Below are 1,855 nucleotides of genomic sequence, written 5' to 3'. Positions count from 1 at the left end.
CTTGATCGAAGAGCGAAGTATTCAAGGTGTGCCTAGTGTTTACTTGAATGGTGAAGTATTCGCTAACGGTAAAATTGACCAGGCAGTCCTACTAGAGAAATTGATGGCTAAATACCCCGACATCACTCAGGCAGCAGAGCCTGCTGAAGCACTACCTGTTCAGGATGTTGTTGTGATTGGTGGTGGCCCGGCAGGTGCAGCATCAGCGGTGTATAGTGCTCGAAAAGGTTTGAAAGTAGCGATCATCGCAGATCGGATTGGTGGACAGGTGAAAGACACTATGGGGATCGAAAACCTGATCTCTGTGCCTAAAACAACCGGCCCGGAATTGTCTACGGCTTTGGAGCAGCATATTAAAGAATATGACGTGACCGTCAGAGAACACTTACGAGTCGCGAACATCGAGAAAGGCCAGGGGGGTGAAAACCATAAGATTGAACTCTCTTCGGGTGAAGTGATCGAAACCAAGACGGTGATTGTTGCGACCGGTGCAAAGTGGAGAGAGCTTGGCATTCCTGGCGAGAAGGAAAACATAGGTCAAGGTGTTGCTTACTGCCCGCACTGTGACGGACCGTTCTTTAAAGGTAAGGATGTTGCTGTTATTGGTGGCGGAAATTCAGGTGTTGAAGCGGCTTTGGATTTAGCTGGTATCGTAAAATCTGTCACAATCTACGAGTTTATGCCTGAATTAAAGGCTGACAAAGTCTTGGTTGAGCAAGCTAAAAAACGTGAGAATATTACTATTCTGCGTAATGTAGCGACCAAAGAAGTCTTGGCTGAAGGTGGCAAGGTTGTTGCCTTAGCATACGAAGATCGTGATAGTGGTGAAATTAAGCGCCAGGAATTATCAGGCATTTTCGTCCAAATAGGCTTGGTGCCCAATAGTGGCTTCCTGGAAGGCATTGTAGAAATGAACGCCTATGGCGAGGTAATTGTAGACGCCAAAGGTCAGACTGACGTACCAGGAATCTTTGCCTGCGGTGACGTGACGACCGTGCCTTATAAACAGATCGTGATCGCTATGGGGGAAGGTGCCAAAGCTTCTCTTGCAGCCTTTGACTACTTGCTAATGCAAGGCTAGCCTAAAAAAGCCAGTCCCAGGTATATTGAGCCAATTGGGGCTGGCTTTGTTTTACTAGCGGTAAATCTTCTCTAGACTTTACTTTCTGCTCTGTTATGTTTGTATCAGACCATGACATAGCCAAGCAGACCCTTAATGAAAATTATTGAGCCCAATCTCTGTAATTGTGAATCCTTAGTGGATTTGATCTATGCAGAAACCTCCAAGAATCTTGATGAGCGATTTGTTCGCGCGGTCGGCAAGTTATTAAATCCCGGTTATGTCCGTTTATGTCTTGGGGATTATAGACTCAGTACTGAGCTTGTCGTGCTCGCCACTTATCAGCCAGTCTCTGGTGCTAAATCCGAATCAAAGGTTTCACTTAATACCAAGGCTCTAGCAGAGCCGGAAACGGTATTTCCGATACATTTGAGTACCGGGCAAGAAATTAGCATGTTGCTGGATATAGAGCCGAAAGTCAGTTTGATCAATCAAGTCGTTCAGCTCATCGCGGTTTATGTTAATCAACATGGCCATTTAAATCGATCTAATAAAGACCAGCTTACAGCTTTAAAAAATCGCCGCTCCTTTGATCTCGAATACACGCAATTAACCGATAATGCTAAGTCGAATGATGAGAATGTTATTGCTGTATTGGATATAGATCATTTTAAGTCAGTGAATGATCGCTTTGGGCATGTTATTGGCGATGAAACCTTAATTGCTGTTGCCAACTTGATGAAAGATTTTTTTGAGCGTGATGATTATCTTTATCGCTTTGGTGGTGAAGAATTT

General features: G+C 44.5%; 2 protein-coding genes. Both read left to right on the top strand.

Going from position 1 to position 1,855, the window contains the following annotated elements; all coding sequences use genetic code 11:
• A partial coding sequence (ahpF, locus tag A3756_RS22455) for an alkyl hydroperoxide reductase subunit F (RefSeq protein ID WP_068554710.1) occupies positions 1-1,081 on the top strand: 1,081 nt, incomplete at its 5' end.
• 135 nt (positions 1,082-1,216) lie between these two features.
• Positions 1,217-1,855 (top strand): GGDEF domain-containing protein (locus A3756_RS22450; RefSeq protein WP_156490697.1); only part of this gene is annotated, 639 nt, incomplete at its 3' end.

This window comes from Oleiphilus sp. HI0086, assembly GCF_001635225.1.
The sequence above is the reverse complement of the archived record's forward strand: the minus strand, read 5'-3'. Positions and strand labels throughout refer to the sequence as shown.